Genomic DNA, 16,800 nt, shown 5'->3' on the forward strand with positions numbered 1-16,800 from the left:
CCGCTCACCATTCCAGCAGGGTCAGACCGGGAATGTCGCGAAAGTCGTCGCCATTGCAGGTCACCAGGGTCGCTTCATCGACCAAGGCCTGGGCGGCGATCATCCGGTCCAGCACCTTGCGGCGCGAATATCCGGTGCGCGCTATGATCCGTCCGTATGCGGCGGCGTCGCGACTGTCGAACGCCCTGTAACCGATCGTCTCAAGCAGCGCAGACAGTCGAGCGCGCCTGACTTCCGCCTGCCCGTCCAGAAAACCGGCTTCCAGCTCGACCACGGTGATGACGGAGAAAGCCAGCGTGTCGTCGACGTCCTCCATCTGCGCACGTATGGTCGGATCGCCATCCCGCAGGTGGATGGCGACGCTGGTGTCCAGCATCAACAACGATCAAAGCCCCTTGCGGATGGGCGCGATGAAAGGCGGTCGCTTTCCAATGCTGGAAGGCTTTGGCAGCGCATCCAGCTTGGCCAGCATTTCTTTCACCGACGGTCGCTTGGGCGTCAGGGTCACGACATCCCCCTTGCGCTCGATCTCGACCTCGACGCCGGGTCCGAACGAGATTTCCTTGGGCAGGCGCACGGCGTCGCTGTTGCCGCTTCGGAATGTTCGACTGATGACGGCCATGGCGAGCTCCTTCGTATAGACACGTATACACGATTTATTGGCGGCGCTCAAAGCGCTACAGGCGCAGTATGAGCGACATCGAAGACGAACTGACCGCCGGCTACCGCCGCTTCCGGGCCGAGCATTGGCCGACGGCCCATGCCGAATATGAGGCCTTGGCGACGAAGGGCCAGAAGCCGCACACACTGATCGTGGCCTGCTCGGACAGCCGCGCCGATCCGGCGCTGATCTTCGACGCCAAGCCGGGCGAGCTGTTCGTGGTGCGCAACGTCGCCAATCTGGTTCCGCCCTATGAGCCGGACGGCAAGCTGCACGGCGTTTCGGCCGCGCTGGAGTTCGGCGTCAAGGTGCTGGGCGTCAAGCGCATCGTGGTCATGGGCCATGCCCACTGCGGCGGGGTCAACGCCATGATCAACGGCGCGCCGGACATCGTCGCCGACTTCGTGGGCCCGTGGATCGCCCAAGGCACGCCCGTGGTCCAGCACGTCGCCGAGACCGTGGCCCACGACCAGTTGGAACGTGCGGCCGAAGAAGCCATCGTTCGCCTGTCGATCCGAAATCTGCGCACCTTCCCCTGGATCGCCGAGCGCGAAGCCAGAGGCGACCTGAAGCTCAGCGGCCTGCATTTCGGCATCTCCGAGGGCGCCCTGACGGTCATGACGGACAAGCCGCGGTTCGAACCGTTGGCGTGACTTGCAGAATAGTAGTGAAATCACTACTATCTTTCGGATGGAACGCACGATCACTGCAACCGAAGCCAATCGTGACTTCTCTCGTATCTTCCGAGAAGTGGCGGCAGGCGGTTCCTATGTCGTCACTGCTTGGGGCAAGCCCCTGGTGCGGATAGAGCCTGCCAATGCGGTGATTGAACCCCAGGACGAACGGGTCGCCCGTCTTCACGCCCTGATCGACGAACTCGCCGCCCTCCCCGCCAGCGCGCCCGGACGGATCACGCGCGAGGACGGCTACGCTTGAAGCTGGCGCTCGACACCAATGTGCTGGGCTATGCGGCCGGCGTCGGCGACGACGAGCCGAAACGCCGCCGGGCGGTCCAGATCCTGAAGGCGGCGGCTTGGCAGGATGTGATCATTCCCACCCAGGTCGCCGGCGAGTTCTACAACGTCCTGACCCGCAAGGGAGGCCATCCGCCGAAGGTCGCGCGCAGGATCGTCGAGGATTGGAGTGCGGGCGTGGGCCTCACCGCCCATTCGGCTGGGACGATGACGACCGCTCTGGAAGGCGCCGCCTTCTTCAATCTTCAAATCTGGGACGCCTTGATCCTGACCATCGCCGCCGAAGCCGGCTGCAGCCTTCTGCTTTCCGAAGACATGCAGGACGGCTTCGTCTATCGAGGCGTCACCGTCGCCAATCCGTTCGCGCAGACGCTGCATCCCCTGCTCGCGTCCCTGCTGGAGACCCCGTCATGACCGCCCACCGCGCCAATCCCATCCCCAACATCCTGACCGGTCTGCGCCTTGTGGCCGGGGTGGTGATGTTCGCCATGATGGCCGGCGCGGCGCCGGGCGCGCTGGAGGCCTGGCTTTCGCCGGAAACCCAGGGCAGGTTCAGCGTCTGGGCCTTCTGGATCTTCGTCATCGCCGCGTCCACCGACTGGGTCGACGGCTTCCTGGCCAGACGCTGGAATTCCACCACGCGCTGGGGGGCCATCCTCGATCCGATCGCCGACAAGGTGCTGGTGACGGGCGCCATCCTGGGCGTTCTGGCCTCGGGCTCGCTGCCGGGCATCGCCCTGCCCTGCGGTCTGATCCTGTTCCGCGAGTTCGCCGTTTCGGCCCTGCGCGAGACCATGGCCGGGCGGATCGAGCTGCCCGTCACCCTGGCGGCCAAGTGGAAGACCACGGTGCAGATGGTCGCTCTGGCCGCCCTTCAGCTGACCCTGTTGTGGAGCGCCCTGGGCCTGCAGAACCCCGACGGCTCGCCGCTGGCCTGGCAGCCGGCGTTCGAATCCTTCGCCATCTTCCTGATCTGGTTCGCCGCCATCATCACCCTGTGGACGGGCTGGCAGTATTTCAGCGAAGCCCGTCGCCAGATGAAGGACCTCTAGGGCCGCAGCGTCAGACCGACCGGCGTGGCCTCGAAGGCCGACAGCCGGCCCAGATAGCTCATGCCCAGCAGGGAGTATTCGAGGCCCTGTTCGACGACCAGGGCCTCGACCTCGTCCACTCGCGCCCCGGCGACCGAGACCGATTTCAGCTGAACCGGGGCGGCGCGCACCACGCCCGAGGCGGTCTGGACGCGGCCGGTGAAGTCCGCCGGTTCGGGATCGACGCCCAGGCGCAGGGCGTCCGCGCGCGTCAGGGCCACGACGCTGGCGCCGGTGTCCACCAGCACCCGCACAGCCCGACCTTCGATCCTGGCCTGGGCCCAATAGTGACCGTCCGCACCCTTGACCACCTGGGCGTCCGTGCCTGAGGCCGGGGCGGTCGAAGCCGCGACCACGGGCGTCGCCGCCTGGGCGGCGCCGTCGCCCTCCAGATGCCGGATCGTCAGCGCCGTTCCGAACGAGGCCATGAGGGCGACGCCGAGCACGATGACGGACTGGAAATCGATACGAGCCATGTCGCCGGTCTAAGGCGCCAGCGTTTGGATGCCGTGAAACGACGTGGCTGACGAAAGCTTAAACCCCGAACCGCGCTAGCCCAGCTTGGCCGGATCGACTTGGGACCGCCGTGTGGGCAGGTCGGCCATGACCGCCGCGCGTTCGGCGTCGCTCAACGCACGCCAGCCGGCGATCTCCTTCAACGTTCGAAAACAGCCGAGGCACAGGCCGCTCTCGCCGTCGACGGCGCAGACCATGACGCATGGGGTGGCGATGGCCTTGGGCGGTCCTGGCCTGCTCGGGGTCGGGACGATCATTGTGACACCGAAGCGAAATACACTCCGACTCCTGACGAATAAATTTGCAAATTCACCAAACTGTCTTATATTGCCAGATGACGCGAAACGACTGAGGGTGGAATCCCCATTGGTACGACGCGTCTCTTTTCTTCGTTCTGCGAAAGGAGACGCCAAGATGAACGATAAGGAGCGTAACCTCCAACACGCCATGATGTCCTTCGCCCTTTGGGGCGGGATGCTGGTCAACAGTCGGCATATGCCGTCTAATTCGAGCAGGGTGGTCAGCCATCCGTCGAACTTCGTACCCTATACGATCAAGAAACGCTGACGGCCCTTTTCGGCCCAAGCCTGAAAAAGCCCCGGTCTTGGCCGGGGCTTTTGCAATTCCGGACTTGCCTGACGCGGCGTTCGCAGCCGATGACGGACGCGAACACGGAGACGACGCATGGGCCTGATCGCCGAAGACAGACGGGAAGCGATTCTGATCTGGACGCTGGACCGCGAGGCCCGGCTTAACGCCCTGCCCGACCTGACGGACGGCGACGAGGTTGCGGCGGCGTGCGAACGGGTCAACGCCGATCCGTCGATCCGCTGCGTGGTCCTGACCGGCGCCGGGCGGGCGTTTTCGGCCGGCGGCGACCTGACCGCCATGCGTGACCGTCGCGACCTGTTCGAGGGGTCGGGCGCCGCCATCCGCGAACGCTATCGTCGTGTCGTCCACCGGATCGTGCGGTCGCTGTACGGGCTGGAGGTTCCGCTGATCGCCGCCGTCAACGGGCCGGCCATGGGGCTGGGCTGCGACATCGCCGGTCTGGCGGATATCCGCATCGCCTCGGATCGCGCCAGCTTCGGCGTGCCGTTCCTGAAGCTGGGCATCATCCCCGGCGACGGCGGGTCCTGGCTGCTGCCGCGCAATCTCGGCTATGCCCGCGCCGCCGAGATGCTGTTCACCGCGCGCTCCATCGACGCCGCGACGGCCGCCGAGTGGGGGCTGGTCAATCGCGTGGTCGCCCATGACAGTCTGATGGACGAGGCCCTGACCACCGCCGCCCAGGTCGCGGCCCAGCCGCCCCAGGCGCTTCGCATGGCCAAGACCCTGTTGCGCCAGGGGCGCGACACGACCTTCGATCAAATGCTGGAGATGTCGGCGGCCATGCAGGCCCTGGCCCACCTGACCGAGGATCATCAGGAAGGCGTCGCCGCCGTGCTGGAAAAGCGGCCGGGCGATTTCACCGGAAACTAGGCGGGGCCGCTAATCCTCGGCGCTACTGAGCGCGCATCGCCTGGTTGGGACCGACGCCGGTCGTGGCGACGCGCTTGGCGCCGGCGGTCTCGCCCGGCTTCATGAACTTGACCAACACCCGCTGGCCGATCAGCAGGGGTGCGTCGCCCGCCGAGGCGACCACTTCCACCACCCGCTCGTCGGTGCGTTGCGACGGATCGTCGGAGGCCAGTTTGCGGGCGCCGAACACCGCCGCCCGACGCATCACCGCGCCGATATAGACCTTGGTTGCGTCGCCTTCAGGGCTGATCTCGACCGCCTGGCCGTCGGTCAGGTTGGGCAGGTCGCTCTCGACCACCTCGGCGCGGACGATGCGTGGGGCGTCGGGCTCCAGGTCGAACATGTTCGACACGTTCAGGGTCGAGGCGCCGGCGCCGGGGTTGGCGTAGCGACGCACGATCCGGCCGTCGCTGGGCGCGCGGATGATCGTCAGTTCCTGATCGTAACGCGCCTGGTTCAACTGGGCGCGGGCGGTCTGGACGGCGGCGGTCTGAGAGCCGAGGCGGGCCTGGGCGGTGGCGATCTGGTCTTCGGCCTGGTCCATCCGCTGGGCGGCGACGAAGTTGGTGGCGACCAGCCGTTGCAGACGATCGCGTTCGCGCTGGGCGGTGCGGATGTCGACGCGGATCTGGGCCAGCTGGCTCTCGGCCTGGGACACGGCGGCCTGGGCGCTCTGGACGGCGAGGCGGGCCTCGTCGTCCTCCTGACGGGCCAGGATCTGGCCGGCGACGACGCGGTCGCCTTCCTGCACCAGCACGTCGCGTACGATGCCGCCGCGACGGGCCGCGATCTGGATGATGCCACCCTCGACGTCGACCTTGCCGTTGGCGATGGCCGCATAGGGGCTTTCGACCTTGGTGGCCGCCGCCTTCTCCTGCTCGACCTTCTTGGTCTTGGCGGCGGACTGGAACAGCATGAAGCCGACCACCAGCACGATCACCAGCAGCAGGCCGATCCAGGTGCGTTTTTTCTTCAGAAAGCCGGGCATTGGCGTGTCGTCCTAAGAGGAGAATTCGTCGTGTCGGTTAGTGGGACGCCAGGATGGCGTTCGGATCGGGAATGCGGCGCTGGTCGTCCAGGATCTTGCCGTCCTCGATATGGATGACCCGGTCGGCCCAGGCCTCCAGGCGCGGGTCGTGGGTCACGCAGATCACGGCGGCGCCGTGCTCGGTGGCGGCCCGACGCAGCAGCTTGATCACCACCTGGCCGTTCTCGCCGTCCAATGCAGAGGTCGGTTCGTCGGCGAACAGGATTTTGGGGTCCTTGGCCAGGGCGCGGGCGATGGCGACGCGCTGCTTCTCGCCGCCGGACAGGGCCGCCGGCCGCTGGTGCAGGCGATGGCCCAGGCCGACTTCTTCCAGCGCCGTCGTGGCGCGCTTCCTGGCCTGACCCGTCGTCAGCCCCTGGAACTTCAGCACGGTCTCGACCTGCTGCAGCGCCGTCAGCGCGGGGAACAGGTTGAAGCCCTGGAAGATGAAGCCGCAGTTATCCAGCCGGAACTTGTCGATCCGACCCGAGGACAGTTTCCACAGGTCATCGACGTCCAGCACATCGACCCGACCCTCTTCGGGTTTCAGCAGGCCGGACAGGGCCGCGATCAGGGTGGATTTGCCCGAGCCGGACGGTCCCATGACCATGGTCAGGTCGCCGTGGCGCGCATCGAAATCTACGCCCTTCAGCACCTCGACCCAGGCCTTGCCGGACTTGAACCGCTTGACCAGGCCGTTGGCCTCGATGGCGAAGTCGCCGTGCTTGCCGTGAACCTTTGTATGAATGTTCATCGCAGCAGGTCCGCCGGTTGGCTGTTCTTGAGGATGCCCAGCGACAGCAGGCCCGACACCATGGCGATGGCGATCAGGCCGATCCCCACCACGATCAGCAACGACAGCGGCAGGGCGATGATCACCGCCCCCATCATCGCCAGCAACGACACCAGCCACGTCAGTACGATGGCCGCGATCACGCCCACGACGCCGACCCAGAAGCTGAGTTCGACCACGATCCGGCGCAAAGACCCCATGCTGACGCCAAGGGCCCGCAACGAGGCGAACTCCTTGATATTGGCCATGATGGCCCCACGCAGCGTCTGCCAGGTGATGGCCACGCCGATGATGATCCCCAGCACGACGCAGCCGCCGATGATGATGACCAGTATGCCTTCCTCGAACATGGCGCCGGCGTTGGCGTCGGCCAGTTGCTGCTTGGTCCAGGCCTTCCACTGGCCATTGCCCATGGCGTTCAGCTGAGCCACCACGACGGGCGCACGGGCCGGATCGCGCAGCTTGACCATCAGCGGCCCGACGCGCGCGCCGGTGTCGGCCTGGCCCAGCATCCGCAGGGTGTCGCGCGACATGACCACGCCCGGCTGCATCATGTTGGGATAGCCGCGCGTGACGCCGACGACGGTGACGGTCTGGCCGTTGTACAGCGCCTTGTCGCCCAGCTTGACGCCAAGCGTCGTCAGGGCCGTCTCGTCCACCGCGACGGTGTAGGGCTGGCGAAGCGCATCGACCAGTTCCTGGGAATAGTCGGTCGGGATCGTCACCGAACCCGGTCGGGTGTCGATGATGCTGGCCTGGACGAACTTCTGGCGCGGCGCGCCCTGGTTGGCGTTGTCGGCCTGGCTCTTGGTCGGATCGACGCTCTTGATGTTCTGGAAGGTGCCGCCGGCGCCGTCCAGCGGCATGACCTCGACCACCTCGGGATGGTTGTAGGCAAGGGGAATGAAGCGACGCGGCACGCCCGACGGTCCGCCGATCAGGCTCTTGGCGCCGGGTTGCATGATGAAGACGTCGGCGTTCGACCGTTCAATGGTCGCGGTGAACCCCTTGCCGATGCCGATGAAGACACCGGTCATCGCCAGGACCAGCAGACCCGACAGGGCCAGGGCCATGACCGCCGCCATATAGCGGCGCCACTCGAACAGCAGTGTTGAAAGCGCAAGCGACATGGTCGTCGATAAACCCCCGGTACGTCCGCCTATCTGAGCGTGAGCCGCCTCACCGCCAAGTTAAATCGGGGTAAGGGTTCCGCCTCCCAGACATTGCGGGTTCGAAATCAGGGGATTAAGGGCGGTGCAGCCTCTTGGCGCCGGCCCTCTATCGGCGTTAGTTACAACATAACAGATGGGACAGGCCGTCCCACGCTCCGGGAAACACGCCTCCATGTCTCTGCCCTCGCTTCGTCTCACCGCCTCGCTGGCCGCGCTCGGCGCCGCGACCGCCGTCCTGTCGGCCCCCGCCACCTCCGCCCGCGCCGACGAGGGCATGTGGACCTTCGACAACTTCCCCATCGCGACGGTGAACGAGAAATACGGCACTAACATCGACCAGGCCTGGCTGGACCGCGTGCGCAACGCCGCCGTTCGTCTTCAGGGCTGCTCGGCCTCGCTGGTGTCGAACGAAGGCCTGGTGCTGACCAACCACCACTGCGTCGTGTCCTGCATCCAGGACCTGTCCACGGCCGAGAACGACTACGTCAAGAACGGCTGGATGCCCGCCACCCGCGAGGAAGAGAAGAAATGCCCCGGCCAGACGGCCGAAATCCTGACCGACATCGTCGATGTCACCGACCGCGTCACCGGCGCCGGCGCCGGGCTTGAAGGCGCCGCCTTCGTCCAGGCCCGCGCCGCCGAGATCGACAAGATCCAGAAGGAGACCTGCGGCGACGACCAAAAGCTGACCTGCCAGGTCATCAGTTTCTACCGCGGCGGCCAGTACAAACTCTACAAGTTCCGCAAGTATGACGACGTGCGCCTGGTCTTCGCGCCCGAGTTCCAGGCGGCCTTCTTCGGCGGCGACCCCGACAACTTCAACTTCCCCCGCTACGCCCTGGATGCCGGTTTCCTGCGCATCTACGAGGACGGCAAGCCGGTCGCCACGCCGAACCACCTGACCTGGAACGCCAATGCGCCCAAGGAAGGCGACGTCACCTTCGTCGCCGGCAACCCCGGCTCGACCCAGCGCCTGCTGACCATGGCCCAGCTGGAGGTCCTGCGCGACCAGCAGATGCCGCTGACCCTGATCCAGTCGTCGGAACTGCGTGGGCGCCTGCTCGAATATTCGACCACCGGCGAAGAGGCCAAGCGCGTCACCGTCGATCCCCTGTTCGGCCTGGAGAACAGCTTCAAGGTCTTCTACGGCCAGCAGGGCGCCCTGACCGACCCGGCCTTCATGGCCACCAAGCGGTCGGAAGAACAGGAACTGCGTCAGCGCGTCGCCGCCGACCCGGCCTTGGCCCAGCGCATCGGCGATCCGTGGGCCGATCTGGAGCGCGTCTCGACCGCCCAGCGCGATCTCTACCTGCCCTACCGCCAGCTGGAATCGGCCGCCGGCCAGCGGTCGTCGCTCTACAGCTACGCCAAGGCCATCGTCCGTGCGTCCAAGGAGCGGGCCAAGCCGGTCGCCGAACGTCGTGCCGGTTATTCGGACGCCGACATCGCCGCCCTGGGCCGCCGCCTGGCGACCGAGACGCCGATCTCGACCGATCTGGAAAAGGTCTTCGTCGATTTCTGGCTGTCCAAGACCCGCGAATACCTGACCGTGGACAACGCCAATGTGAAGGCGCTGCTGGGCAAGGAAAGCCCCGAACAGGTGGCCGAGCGCCTGATCGAGGGCACGCGTCTGGCCGATCCGGCCTTCCGCGCCCAGGCCCTGGCCATGACGCCGGAACAGCTGGCCGCCTCGGGCGATCCGCTGATCGCCTTCGTCCTGGCCAATGACGACGCGGCCCAGGCCGTGCGCACCCAGTGGGAATCGGCCGTGTCCGGCCCGACCAGCCGCGCCGGCGAAAAGATCGCCCAGGCCCGGTTCGCCGTTTACGGCACCAACCTGTATCCCGACGCCACCTTCAGCCTGCGCCTGTCCTATGGTCAGGTGAAGGGCTGGACCTATCGCGGCGTGACCGTGACGCCCTTCACCGAGATCGGCGGCCTGTACGAGCGCAACACCGGCGCCGAGCCGTTCAATGCGGCCGAGGACTGGATGGCGGCCGAGGACAAGGTGAACAAGTCGACCGTCTATGACTTCGTCTCGACCAACGACATCATCGGCGGCAACTCGGGCTCGCCCGTGATCAACGCCAAGGGCGAAGTCATCGGCGCCGCCTTCGACGGCAACATCCACTCGCTGGGCGGCAGCTTCGGTTACGACCCCGAGCTGAACCGCACGGTGACGGTCTCGACGGCCGCCATCACTGAAGCCCTGCGCAACGTCTACAACCAGCCGCGCCTGCTGCGCGAACTGGGCGTGCGGCGCTAGGACGACGCCAAAGTCTCCTCCCCGCTTTGCGGGGAGGGGGACCGCGAAGCGGTGGAGGGGCTCTTCACCACCGCACCGGCGCCTGTCATGTATCGCAGAGCCCCTCCGTCACGGCGCGAAGTCGCGCCGCGCCACCTCCCCATCCGCTGCGCGGATGGGGAGGAGACATAGGATCGTCACCATGCGTCTCGCCCTCCTCGCCTCCACCGCCGTCCTCGCCTTTGCCTCCTCGGCCAGCGCTGAAGAAGGCATGTGGACCTACGACAACTTCCCCATCGCCCGCGCCAACCAGACGCTGGGGACCAACATCGACCAGGCGTTTCTGGATCGGGTGCGGTTGTCATCGGTGAAGTTCGGCGGCTGTTCGGCGGGCGTGGTCTCGGGCCAGGGTCTGGTGATGACCAACAACCACTGCGTCGCCACCTGCGTCGCCAACCTGTCCACAACCCAGGTCAACTACGCCGAGACCGGCTTCACGCCGAAGTCGCGCGAGGAAGAGCTGAAATGCCCCGGCGCCACCGCCGAGATCCTGACCGACATCAGCGATGTGACCGAGCGGATGCAGAAGGCGGGCGAAGGGCTTGAGGGCCAGGCCTTCACCCAGGCCCGCGACGCCGAGGCCGGCCGGATCGAAAGCGAAGCCTGCGGAAACGACCCCAAGATTCGCTGTCAGGTCGTCAGCCTGTACCGGGGCGGCCAGTTCAAGCTCTACACCTACCGCAAATATTCCGACGTCCGTCTGGCCTGGGCGCCGGAGGATCGCGCCGCCACCTTCGGCGGCGACCTGGACAACTTCTCCTTCCCCCGCTTCGCCATTGATGCGGCCTTCATCCGCCTGTACGAGGACGGCAAGCCGGTGGAGAGCCCGACCCATTTCGCCTGGAACCCGAACAAGCCGACCGAAGGCGAGGCCGTCTTCATCTCCGGCAATCCCGGCTCGACCCAGCGCCTGCTGACGATGGACCAGCTGACCACCATCCGCGACGTCGTCCTGCCGCTGGACCAGCTGATCGCGTCCGAGCTGCGCGGCCGGCTGATCCGCTATTCGGAAGAGGGCGAGGACCAGGCCTTCATCGCCATGGACCCCATCGTGGGCCTTGAGAACACCTACAAGCGCGGGCGCGGGCGGATGGCGGCCCTGATCGATCCGGCCTTCATGGCCCGCAAGGCCGAGCAGGAGGCTGACTTCCGCGCCCGCGCCGCCTCGTCCGGCGTCGATCCCTGGACCAGCCTCAGCACGGTCCAGCCCATCGCCCGCGAACTCTATCCGTCCATGGCCCTGCTGGAGGGCGGCACGGGCCTAGGCACCACCTCGGTCGCCGGCGGATCGCAGCTGTTCGCCTATGCCCGCACCCTGGTGCGCGGCGCCCAGGAGCGGGCCAAGCCGTCGGATCAGCGCCTGCCCGAGTTCGCCGACAGCCGCCTTTCGGGCGTCGAATCCCGCCTGTTCGCCGAACGCCCCACCTATCCCGAGCTGGAACAGATCCGGCTGGAGTGGTGGCTGTCCAAGACCCGCGAATGGCTGACGGTCGACAACCCTTCCGTCCGCACCCTGCTGGGCAAGGAAAGCCCCGAGACCTTGTCGGCCCGCGTTGTCGCCGGCACGACCCTGGCCGATCCGGCCGTGCGCCGCGCCCTGTGGACCGGCGGTCTCGCCGCCGTCCAGGCCTCGACCGATCCGATGATCCAATACGCCCTGGCCATAGACGCCGACGCCCGCGCCGTCCGCGACGCCTGGGAGACGCAGGTCCAGTCCCCGACCGATCGCGCCTCTGAACAGCTGGCCGCTGCCCGCTTCGCCGCCTATGGCGACGCCGTCTATCCCGACGCCACCGGCACGCTTCGCCTGACCTATGGCCAGGTCGAAGGCTCCGACGTTCCGGGCCAGCGGTTCGCCGCCTTCACCACCTTCGCAGGCCTGTGGGACCGCGCCACCGGCGCCGAGCCCTTCGCCGTCGCGCCCAAACTGCTGGCGGCCAAGGACCGAATCGATCCCACCGCCGTCATGGACATGGCCGTCTCGACCGACACCATCGGCGGCTCGTCCGGTTCGCCCGCCATCAATGCGAAAGGCGAGATCATCGGCGCCAACTTCGACTCCACCGTCCTGACCCAGCGCAACGCCTATGGCTACGACCGCGCCGTGAACCGCAGCGTCATCGTCACCACCCAGGCGGTCACCGTAGCCCTGCGCGACGTCTATGGCATGGACCATCTGATCCAGGAGCTGGGCGTTTCCAGGTGAGCGAGGTCGTCTTCCGCGCGGCGACGCCTGACGATGTCGCCGCGCTTCATCCTCTGATCGAACGCGCCTATCGCGGCGACACGGCCAAGGCCGGCTGGACGCACGAGGCGGACCTGCTGTTCGATACCCGCACCAGCGCCCAGGAGCTGTCGGACCTGATCGCCGATCCCGACCGGGTCGTCCTGCTGGCGCATCAGGACGGCGCCCTGATCGGCTGCGTCCAGGTCGCCCGCGCCGGCGAGGAACTGGCCTATCTCGGCATGCTGACGGTCGAGCCTACCCTGCAGGCGTCCGGTTTGGGCCGTCGTCTGCTGACCGCCGCAGAGGTCGAGGCCGTCGCCCGGTTCGGCGCGCATCGCATGGAGATGACGGTCATCCGCCGCCGGGCCGAATTGATCGCCTGGTACGAACGGCGCGGCTACGCCCCCACCGGCGAAACCCGCCCCTTCCCCGTCGATCCGCCCCGGCCGGAACTGGACTTCATGGTGCTGGAGAAGGGGCTCTAAGCCGTCTTTCGTCCACAGGCGAACGACCAAGAATGTTCCTCTTTTGTTCCGTACATGCTCTAACCGTCCTCGGCGGTCGGCGGCACGATGGAGGATCGGATGAACGACGGAATACTGGCCCATATGATGGCCGAGCTGGATGTGGAACTGGCGCGGGCTGAATCGTCTCTGCCCGCCCATCCCGAACACACGCGCCAGACCGAGATCATGCGCGCCCTGGCCTTGGGGCTGGGCAATTTCGAGCGGATGCGGGCGCATGATGTGCATCTGCTCGCCGCCAGCCTGTCGCCCCGCAGAGCCTGAAGTTCAGGGCTTCTTCTTGAAAGTGTCGCCGATCTCCGTCGCGTCCGGCCCATCCGGTCCCGCACTCTGACGCTCGGCCTGACCGACCTTCTTCGTATCCTTGTCGGAGGTCAGGGCGTCCGGCTTGCCTGCGGGGTCGGCGCCGTTCTTCTCCCGGCCTTCAGTCTGTTCGCGATCCATGATGATCTCCCTTGATGGGAGAGGAAGCGCGAAGGCGACCGAGGCGTTCCGAAACGGGCGCCTAGCCAGCCGTATTCACCTTCGCCACCACCGACATGCCCGGCGCCAGCCGGTCCATCCCTTCCTGACCCGGATCGATGCGGATGCGGACGGGAATCCGCTGGGCGATCTTGGTGAAGTTGCCGGTGGCGTTGTCGGGGCGGATGACGCTGAACTCGCTGCCGGCGGCGGGCGCGATGCGTTCGACATGGCCGCGCAGGGTCTGGCCGCCCAAGGCGTCCACGGTGATCTCGACCGGCTGGCCGACGCGGATGTTCTTCATCTGCGTCTCCTTCATGTTGGCGGTCACCCAGACCACGTCGGGGACCAGACCCATCAGCTGGGTGCCGGCGGTGACATACTGGCCCTGGCGCACGCCGATCTCGCCCAGGCGGCCTGGGCGGGGGGCGACGATGCGGGTGTTGGCCAGGTCGATCTGGGCCAGGCGCACGGCGGCCTGGGCGTTTTCGACGGCGGCGGCCAGACTGTCGCGGCCGACCACGGCCGAGGTGACGCCGGTTTCGGCGATGCCCTCGGCGGCGCGGGCCTGGGCGACCTGGGCCTGGGCGCTGCGCAGGGCGGCCTCGGCGATGTCGACATTGGCCTGGGCCACCCAACCGCCGGCCTTCAGGGTGCGGGCGCGGTTGGCGTCGGCCTGGGCGCGGGTCAGGGTCGCCTCGGCGGCGGCGATAGAGGCGCGCTGCTGGGCCACCGAACCGCGCGCGGACGCCTGGGTCTGGGTCGAGTTGGACAAAGCCGCTTGAGCGGAGTGCAGACTGGCCTCGGCCTGCTCCAGCCGCTGGCGATAGATGCGGTCGTCGACCTGGGCCAACAGTTGACCCTGTTGAACGGTCTGGAAATCCTGGACCGGCACCTGGACCACATAGCCATTCACCTGCGGGCTGATGATGGTCACCTGGCCGCGAACATAGGCGTTGTCGGTGCGCTGGACCGCGCCCTTGAATGGCGGAAGCTGCCACGCATAGAGCACCATCAGCACGCCCAGCAGGGCGACCCCGGCGGCGATGACGGCCCACAGCACGTTCTTCTTGGGCGCAGGAGCAGGCGCGGCGGGGGCCGGTTGCGGTGCGGTGGCGGGCGGGGCGGCGTCGGTCATGGCGGGTCTCGGTTCAATCGGCGGCGGCGACGGCGGCGGCCTGAGTTGCAGTATTTTGGGCCGCAGCGTCGGTCGTGTTGTTCTTGGCGTCGCGGCGCGCCTTCCAGCGCGGGCGAAGATGGGTGACGGTCACCCAGGCGCAGCCCAGGGCCGCGATCACGGCGATGACCAGGAAGACGTCGTTATAGGCTAGGACATTGGCCTGTTGCGTCACCTGTCGGCCCAGCAGGGCCGCGCCCTCGGCGTTCAGCAGGGCTGGATCGGTGATGGTGGACGCATAGGCGCCCGAGAGCTGGCGCAGGCGCAGCGCCACCTGCGGGTCCAGGGCTGAGATGCCGGCCGCCAGCTGGTTGGAATGGTATTTCTCGCGGACGATCTGCAGCGTGCCGGTCAGGGCGCCGCCGGCTAAACCGCCCACGTTCTGAAGCACGCTGAACATGACGATGAAGCTGATCAGGTTCTGCTTGCCCTGGGTCAGCACCTTGGCGATGCCGATCATCAGGGCCGGGCCGATGAACATGGCCGAGGCGAAGGCGATCAGGGCCTGGCTGAAATAGAGCTGGGCCGGGCGGGTCAGAACGGTCGAATGGCTGTCGATCCAGGCGCCCAGGGCGATCAGGGCCAGGGCGATGGCGATCGGCTTGTTCAGCTTTCCCATGTTCAGGCTGAAGGCGCTGACCAGGGTGCCGGCGATCATCGACAGCAGGATCACGACGAACAACCCATGCAGCTGGTCCGGCCCCAGCCCCACGACCGTCAGAAAGCCCACCGCGCCCGAGGTCTGTTCGGTCAGCACCATGCGGATCAGCAGGATGGCCCCGAACAGGCGCAGCAGGTCCGGCCCCGTCAGCCAGCGGGTGTTGATCAGCGGATTTTTCCGGTTGTGCTCGACCAGAAAGGCGGCGGTCAGCAGGACGATGGAGCCGATCAGGGCCCAGCCTATCCAGGCCGCTTGCGTCCACCACACGATCCGTCCCAGGCCCAGGGCGGCGCACAGCAGGGCCACCCCCGGCGCGAACAGGGCGAAGGTCAGGAAGTCCAGACGGTCGAACACCCGCATCCGCTCGGACGGCGGGAGCTTGACCACCTGTACCGCGCCCCAGGCGACCAGGCACATGCCCAGTTCGTACAGGTAGAAGGCGCGCCAGTCGCCGAGCTGAAGCAGGCTGGGCATGATCAGGCGCGCGATCGGCACGGCGAAACTGGCCAGGCCGATGCCGATGATCAGCCCCTTCAGCCGGTGCGCCGCCGGAAAGGCCTGGATGATATAGAGGAAGCCCAGGCTGCTGAGACCCGCGCCCGCCATGCCGGCGATGGCCCGCACCAGCAGGGTCGACTGATAGTTGTCGACGAACAGGTGGGCCGCGCAGACCAGAACGAAGGCGCCCAGGAAGATCTGGGTGAACAGCCGCAGCCCATACTGCATCCTGAACTTGACCAGGATCAGGTTCATGCAGGCGTTGGTCATGACGAAGACGACCGGCAGCCAGGCGGCCTCGGTGATGGTGATCCCCAGCGACCCTTGAAGGTTCTGGATGTTGGCGGTGACGGCGGCATTGCCCAGCGACCCGACCATGGCGACCAGCAGGCCGGTCAGGGCGTACTGGATCCGCATCGGCCAGGAATGGTCGGGGGTGGCTGGCGAGCCGGGCATCATCGGCCGCTCGTGCGGCTTCAGCGTCTCGACATACTGTTCCCAGGGCAGGTGCCAGTTGTTGCGGGCCATCAGAGCGGTCCCCCACGAGGTTTCAGTCCGTCGAGGATGACCGCCCGTGTGCGCAGCGATACGGCCTGACGCTCGGCCGCGTCGGCGCCCTGAAAGCCGGCGCCCAGCAGGGTGGCGATCAGACGGATGTCCATCGGCCGCAGATCCTCTCGCACCAGACCGGCGGCCTGGGCCCGCGCCAGCGGTGCGGCCCCCGCCTCCATCAAGCTCTGCCGCAAGGAGGTAAGCGCATCCGGCGACCGCACGTTCCGCACGACCCCCGCCAGGCCGGCGTTGCGAACCATGTCCTCGGCCAGCCGGTCCAGGAACCAGAAGAAGACCGACGGATCGTCCCCCTGTTCGGCGGTGCGCCGACCCAGGTCCGCGACATCGGCCTCCAGCACCGCCAGGGCCAGTTCGGTGCGGTCGGCGAAATGGCGATAAAGCGTGCCGCGCCCGACCCCGGCCTTTTCGGCGATCAGGTCCAGCGGGGCGTCCAGACCGTGCGCGCCGAACACCGCGCGCGCGGCGTCCAGCACGGCGGCACGGTTGTGGACGGCGTCCTTGCGGACAGGTTTGGGGGCGAGGCGCGACATGGTGACGCGCTTAAATGGACAGCGGTGTCCGTTTTTCAAGTCATCCGTTACGACGGAATCAAAGAAAATGGGCCGGGCGATGCGTCGC

The 16,800-nt window shown here is 67.0% G+C and carries 21 protein-coding genes; 10 read left to right on the forward strand and 11 right to left on the reverse strand.

The window, feature by feature from the left end:
• Window positions 1–4: 4 nt before the first annotated feature.
• On the reverse strand, window positions 5–376 hold the full coding sequence (locus tag EGY25_RS02075) for a PIN domain-containing protein (protein WP_209307945.1): 372 nt from the start codon (window positions 374–376) through the stop codon (window positions 5–7).
• Window positions 377–385: 9 nt separating this feature from the next.
• Complete coding sequence (locus EGY25_RS02080; protein ID WP_135193413.1) at window positions 386–622, reverse strand: antitoxin; 237 nt, start codon at window positions 620–622, stop codon at window positions 386–388.
• A gap of 68 nt (window positions 623–690) precedes the next feature.
• Here EGY25_RS02080 and EGY25_RS02085 point away from each other — a divergent pair, with 68 nt between their 5' ends.
• From EGY25_RS02085 to pgsA, 4 genes are read left to right on the forward strand one after another with little or no spacing between them, the layout of a single operon-like run.
• Complete coding sequence (locus EGY25_RS02085; RefSeq protein WP_135193414.1) at window positions 691–1,314, forward strand: carbonic anhydrase; 624 nt, start codon at window positions 691–693, stop codon at window positions 1,312–1,314.
• 37 nt (window positions 1,315–1,351) lie between these two features.
• On the forward strand, window positions 1,352–1,597 hold the full coding sequence (locus tag EGY25_RS02090; RefSeq protein WP_135193415.1) for a type II toxin-antitoxin system Phd/YefM family antitoxin: 246 nt from the start codon (window positions 1,352–1,354) through the stop codon (window positions 1,595–1,597).
• Window positions 1,594–2,049, forward strand: a complete 456-nt coding sequence (locus EGY25_RS02095) for a PIN domain-containing protein (RefSeq protein ID WP_135193416.1) — start codon at window positions 1,594–1,596, stop codon at window positions 2,047–2,049. Before EGY25_RS02090 ends, EGY25_RS02095 begins: the two co-directional genes overlap by 4 nt.
• Window positions 2,046–2,687, forward strand: coding sequence for a CDP-diacylglycerol--glycerol-3-phosphate 3-phosphatidyltransferase (gene pgsA, locus EGY25_RS02100; RefSeq protein WP_135193417.1), 642 nt, complete (start codon window positions 2,046–2,048; stop codon window positions 2,685–2,687). Before EGY25_RS02095 ends, pgsA begins: the two co-directional genes overlap by 4 nt.
• Here the strand turns inward: pgsA and EGY25_RS02105 are convergent.
• Entirely contained in the window at window positions 2,684–3,202 is a 519-nt protein-coding gene (locus tag EGY25_RS02105) for a retropepsin-like aspartic protease family protein (protein WP_135193418.1), read from the reverse strand. The two genes, pgsA and EGY25_RS02105, sit on opposite strands and share 4 nt — an antisense overlap.
• Before the next feature lie 75 nt (window positions 3,203–3,277).
• Window positions 3,278–3,499 (reverse strand): DUF1289 domain-containing protein, encoded by a 222-nt coding sequence (locus EGY25_RS02110; protein WP_135193419.1) that lies wholly within the window; start codon window positions 3,497–3,499, stop codon window positions 3,278–3,280.
• Between the two features lie 157 nt (window positions 3,500–3,656).
• Here EGY25_RS02110 and EGY25_RS16400 point away from each other — a divergent pair, with 157 nt between their 5' ends.
• Both EGY25_RS16400 and EGY25_RS02115 read left to right on the forward strand, forming a co-directional pair.
• A complete protein-coding gene (locus EGY25_RS16400; RefSeq protein WP_167762455.1) occupies window positions 3,657–3,809 on the forward strand; it encodes a hypothetical protein in 153 nt (50 codons plus the stop codon).
• A gap of 117 nt (window positions 3,810–3,926) precedes the next feature.
• On the forward strand, window positions 3,927–4,724 hold the full coding sequence (locus tag EGY25_RS02115; protein ID WP_135193420.1) for a crotonase/enoyl-CoA hydratase family protein: 798 nt from the start codon (window positions 3,927–3,929) through the stop codon (window positions 4,722–4,724).
• A gap of 22 nt (window positions 4,725–4,746) precedes the next feature.
• Here EGY25_RS02115 and EGY25_RS02120 read toward each other — a convergent pair whose 3' ends face one another.
• Genes EGY25_RS02120 through EGY25_RS02130 form a run of 3 tightly spaced genes read right to left on the reverse strand, consistent with a single transcriptional unit; the run spans window position 4,747 to window position 7,713 of the window.
• Window positions 4,747–5,751: an HlyD family secretion protein gene (locus tag EGY25_RS02120; RefSeq protein WP_135193421.1), complete on the reverse strand. Its 1,005-nt coding sequence runs from the start codon at window positions 5,749–5,751 to the stop codon at window positions 4,747–4,749.
• Window positions 5,752–5,788: 37 nt separating this feature from the next.
• On the reverse strand, window positions 5,789–6,544 hold the full coding sequence (locus EGY25_RS02125) for an ABC transporter ATP-binding protein (protein WP_135193422.1): 756 nt from the start codon (window positions 6,542–6,544) through the stop codon (window positions 5,789–5,791).
• The gene (locus EGY25_RS02130) at window positions 6,541–7,713 is read right to left on the reverse strand and encodes an ABC transporter permease (protein ID WP_135193423.1); all 1,173 of its coding nucleotides are present in this window, start codon (window positions 7,711–7,713) and stop codon (window positions 6,541–6,543) included. Before EGY25_RS02130 ends, EGY25_RS02125 begins: the two co-directional genes overlap by 4 nt.
• A 214-nt stretch (window positions 7,714–7,927) precedes the next feature.
• On the opposite strand from EGY25_RS02130, the gene EGY25_RS02135 reads away from it, so the two are divergent.
• The 4 genes from EGY25_RS02135 (at window position 7,928) to EGY25_RS02150 (ending at window position 13,075) form a co-directional block, all read left to right on the forward strand.
• The gene (locus EGY25_RS02135) at window positions 7,928–10,021 is read left to right on the forward strand and encodes a S46 family peptidase (RefSeq protein WP_135193424.1); all 2,094 of its coding nucleotides are present in this window, start codon (window positions 7,928–7,930) and stop codon (window positions 10,019–10,021) included.
• 181 nt (window positions 10,022–10,202) lie between these two features.
• Complete coding sequence (locus EGY25_RS02140) at window positions 10,203–12,266, forward strand: S46 family peptidase (RefSeq protein ID WP_135193425.1); 2,064 nt, start codon at window positions 10,203–10,205, stop codon at window positions 12,264–12,266.
• Entirely contained in the window at window positions 12,263–12,772 is a 510-nt protein-coding gene (locus tag EGY25_RS02145; protein WP_135193426.1) for a GNAT family N-acetyltransferase, read from the forward strand. Before EGY25_RS02140 ends, EGY25_RS02145 begins: the two co-directional genes overlap by 4 nt.
• 99 nt (window positions 12,773–12,871) lie before the next feature.
• Entirely contained in the window at window positions 12,872–13,075 is a 204-nt protein-coding gene (locus tag EGY25_RS02150) for a hypothetical protein (RefSeq protein WP_245159301.1), read from the forward strand.
• A gap of 3 nt (window positions 13,076–13,078) precedes the next feature.
• Here the strand turns inward: EGY25_RS02150 and EGY25_RS16405 are convergent, their stop codons facing one another.
• The 4 genes from EGY25_RS16405 to EGY25_RS02165 form a co-directional block, all read right to left on the reverse strand.
• Window positions 13,079–13,255, reverse strand: a complete 177-nt coding sequence (locus tag EGY25_RS16405) for a hypothetical protein (protein ID WP_167762456.1) — start codon at window positions 13,253–13,255, stop codon at window positions 13,079–13,081.
• Between the two features lie 61 nt (window positions 13,256–13,316).
• Window positions 13,317–14,411, reverse strand: a complete 1,095-nt coding sequence (locus EGY25_RS02155) for an HlyD family secretion protein (protein WP_135193428.1) — start codon at window positions 14,409–14,411, stop codon at window positions 13,317–13,319.
• 13 nt (window positions 14,412–14,424) lie between these two features.
• A complete protein-coding gene (locus EGY25_RS02160; RefSeq protein WP_135193429.1) occupies window positions 14,425–16,137 on the reverse strand; it encodes an MFS transporter in 1,713 nt (570 codons plus the stop codon).
• Window positions 16,137–16,712 carry a TetR/AcrR family transcriptional regulator gene (locus tag EGY25_RS02165; RefSeq protein WP_135193430.1) on the reverse strand — a complete coding sequence of 192 codons (576 nt, stop codon included), beginning with the start codon at window positions 16,710–16,712 and terminating at the stop codon, window positions 16,137–16,139. The genes EGY25_RS02160 and EGY25_RS02165 overlap by 1 nt, the downstream gene beginning before the upstream one ends.
• Between the last annotated feature and the right edge of the window lie 88 nt (window positions 16,713–16,800).

It is taken from the genome of Brevundimonas intermedia (genome assembly GCF_004614235.1).
GTDB classification, from domain to species: domain Bacteria; phylum Pseudomonadota; class Alphaproteobacteria; order Caulobacterales; family Caulobacteraceae; genus Brevundimonas; species Brevundimonas intermedia_A.

Excerpts from the sequence above, each read along its gene's own strand:
- EGY25_RS02080 (WP_135193413.1), bottom strand. The coding sequence starts at position 622 with ATGGCCGTCATCAGTCGAACATTCCGAAGCGGCAACAGCGACGCCGTG.
- EGY25_RS02115 (WP_135193420.1), top strand. The coding sequence starts at position 3,927 with ATGGGCCTGATCGCCGAAGACAGACGGGAAGCGATTCTGATCTGGACG.
- EGY25_RS02125 (WP_135193422.1), bottom strand. The coding sequence starts at position 6,544 with ATGAACATTCATACAAAGGTTCACGGCAAGCACGGCGACTTCGCCATC.
- EGY25_RS02110 (WP_135193419.1), bottom strand. The coding sequence starts at position 3,499 with ATGATCGTCCCGACCCCGAGCAGGCCAGGACCGCCCAAGGCCATCGCC.
- EGY25_RS02120 (WP_135193421.1), bottom strand. The coding sequence starts at position 5,751 with ATGCCCGGCTTTCTGAAGAAAAAACGCACCTGGATCGGCCTGCTGCTG.
- EGY25_RS02090 (WP_135193415.1), top strand. The coding sequence starts at position 1,352 with ATGGAACGCACGATCACTGCAACCGAAGCCAATCGTGACTTCTCTCGT.
- EGY25_RS16405 (WP_167762456.1), bottom strand. The coding sequence starts at position 13,255 with ATGGATCGCGAACAGACTGAAGGCCGGGAGAAGAACGGCGCCGACCCC.
- EGY25_RS02075 (WP_209307945.1), bottom strand. The coding sequence starts at position 376 with ATGCTGGACACCAGCGTCGCCATCCACCTGCGGGATGGCGATCCGACC.
- EGY25_RS02130 (WP_135193423.1), bottom strand. The coding sequence starts at position 7,713 with ATGTCGCTTGCGCTTTCAACACTGCTGTTCGAGTGGCGCCGCTATATG.
- pgsA (WP_135193417.1), top strand. The coding sequence starts at position 2,046 with ATGACCGCCCACCGCGCCAATCCCATCCCCAACATCCTGACCGGTCTG.
- EGY25_RS02165 (WP_135193430.1), bottom strand. The coding sequence starts at position 16,712 with ATGTCGCGCCTCGCCCCCAAACCTGTCCGCAAGGACGCCGTCCACAAC.
- EGY25_RS02135 (WP_135193424.1), top strand. The coding sequence starts at position 7,928 with ATGTCTCTGCCCTCGCTTCGTCTCACCGCCTCGCTGGCCGCGCTCGGC.
- EGY25_RS02105 (WP_135193418.1), bottom strand. The coding sequence starts at position 3,202 with ATGGCTCGTATCGATTTCCAGTCCGTCATCGTGCTCGGCGTCGCCCTC.
- EGY25_RS02160 (WP_135193429.1), bottom strand. The coding sequence starts at position 16,137 with ATGGCCCGCAACAACTGGCACCTGCCCTGGGAACAGTATGTCGAGACG.
- EGY25_RS16400 (WP_167762455.1), top strand. The coding sequence starts at position 3,657 with ATGAACGATAAGGAGCGTAACCTCCAACACGCCATGATGTCCTTCGCC.
- EGY25_RS02150 (WP_245159301.1), top strand. The coding sequence starts at position 12,872 with ATGAACGACGGAATACTGGCCCATATGATGGCCGAGCTGGATGTGGAA.
- EGY25_RS02155 (WP_135193428.1), bottom strand. The coding sequence starts at position 14,411 with ATGACCGACGCCGCCCCGCCCGCCACCGCACCGCAACCGGCCCCCGCC.
- EGY25_RS02085 (WP_135193414.1), top strand. The coding sequence starts at position 691 with ATGAGCGACATCGAAGACGAACTGACCGCCGGCTACCGCCGCTTCCGG.
- EGY25_RS02140 (WP_135193425.1), top strand. The coding sequence starts at position 10,203 with ATGCGTCTCGCCCTCCTCGCCTCCACCGCCGTCCTCGCCTTTGCCTCC.